3 protein-coding genes are annotated in these 1,642 nt (G+C 73.1%); all 3 read right to left on the bottom strand.

The features are described from left to right. Positions 1-54: 54 nt before the first annotated feature. Positions 55-300: a chaplin gene (locus B7L92_RS03530; protein ID WP_016826887.1), complete on the bottom strand. Its 246-nt coding sequence runs from the start codon at positions 298-300 to the stop codon at positions 55-57. Between the two features lie 158 nt (positions 301-458). Then, positions 459-1,100: a response regulator gene (locus tag B7L92_RS03525; RefSeq protein WP_081236033.1), complete on the bottom strand. Its 642-nt coding sequence runs from the start codon at positions 1,098-1,100 to the stop codon at positions 459-461. Further along, positions 1,093-1,642 (bottom strand): sensor histidine kinase (locus B7L92_RS03520; RefSeq protein ID WP_143626227.1); only part of this gene is annotated, 550 nt, incomplete at its 5' end. The genes B7L92_RS03525 and B7L92_RS03520, both read right to left, overlap by 8 nt.

Raw genomic sequence — 1,642 nt, 5'->3', positions numbered from 1 at the left:
GGCCTCCCGGCCCCACACGGGAGGCCGGGGGCTTCGCTGCTCCGGGGACGGGCGTCAGCCGTTGACGGCCACGTTGCCGAAGGCCGGGTTCAGCAGGCCGATGACGTTGACGCTGTTGCCGGAAACATTAACCGGGACGTCGACCGGGACCTGGACGAGGTTGCCGGAGACGACGCCCGGGGAGCCCACGGCCTTGCCGCCGGCGTGCGCGCCCTCGGTGGCGGAGGCCATGCCCGTACCGGCGGCGAGCAGACCGCCGGCCACCATCGTCACGGCCGCCGCCTTCTTCAGGTTCTTCACTTTCCAAGCCCTCCTTGCGATGACCGCGGCAGGCGCCGCGGCACGCACTGGAGAACGGCGGGCGTCCGGGAGAGGATGCGCCATTCGGGGGACATTCCCACGACGGTATGAATCTCGGATCGGAGGGGAACCTTCCGTACCGTCCGGGACGTCGCGGGTCAGCCGCTCAGGCCGTGGCGCACGGCCCACAGGGCGGCCTGGGTGCGGTCCGCCAGGTCGAGTTTCATCAGGATGTTCGAGACGTGCGTCTTCACGGTCTTCTCGGACAGCACCAGGGCGCGGGCGATCTCCCGGTTGGAACGCCCGTCCGCTATCAGGCCGAGCACCTCGCGCTCCCGTTCGGTGAGCGAGCCGGCGCGTCCCTGACCCGGGGCGGTCTCCTCCTGGGACAGCAGGGCGCCGGCCACCTCGGCCTGGAGGAGGACGTGACCGGCGTGCACGGAGCGGATGGCCCCGGCGAGCGCGTCGGGGTCGATGTCCTTGTACACGTATCCGGCGGCGCCCGCGCGCAGGGCCGGGACCACCGTGCGCTGCTCGGTGAAGCTGGTGACGACCAGCACGCGCGCGGGGTGGTCCAGTTCGCGGAGCCGGCGCAGCGCGTCCACGCCGTCCATGCCCGGCATCTTGACGTCCATGAGGATGACGTCGGGCTGCAGCTCCTGCGCGAGGGCCACTCCCTGGGCCCCGTCCGCGGCCTCGCCGACGACCTCGATGTCGTCCTGCACCTCGAGGAAGGTGCGCAGGCCCCGGCGCACCACCTGGTGGTCGTCGACCAGCAGCACCTTGATTGAGTCAGCCACCGGGGACCTCCATCTCGATCGTGGTGCCCTTGCCGGGCGCCGATTCCACGGTCATCCTCCCGCCGACCCCGCTCGCCCGGTCCCGCATGGAGACCAGGCCCAGATGGCGTCCCGCGCGGCGGACGGTCCGCGGGTCGAAGCCGCTGCCGTCGTCGGTGACCCGCAGGACGGCTCCGCCGCCGCGGCGTTCCAGGGTGACGTCGACGTGGTCGGCCCCGGAGTGCCGCAGGGCGTTGTGCAGCGCCTCCTGGGCGACGCGCAGCACGGCCTCCTCCTGGGCGGCGGGCAGGGCCCGCACGCCGTGGCCGGTGAAGGTGACGCGCGCGGTGTGGGCGCGGTCGAGGACCTGTATCTGGGTGCGGAGGGTGGCGACGAGGCCGTCCTCGTCGAGGGCCGCGGGGCGCAGCTCGACGACCGCCGCGCGCAGTTCGTCGGCGGCTTCGGCGGCCAGGGCGGCGACCTGCTGGAGTTCGCCCTTCGCGCGGGAGGGGTCCCGGTCCACGAGGCGGGCCGCGGCCTGGGCCGTCAGCCTCAGGGAGAAG

This window comes from Streptomyces viridosporus (genome assembly GCF_002078235.1).
GTDB classification, from domain to species: Bacteria; Actinomycetota; Actinomycetes; order Streptomycetales; family Streptomycetaceae; genus Streptomyces; species Streptomyces viridosporus.
Note: the sequence above shows the minus strand (reverse complement) of the source record. Positions and strands in the feature narration are given on the sequence as shown.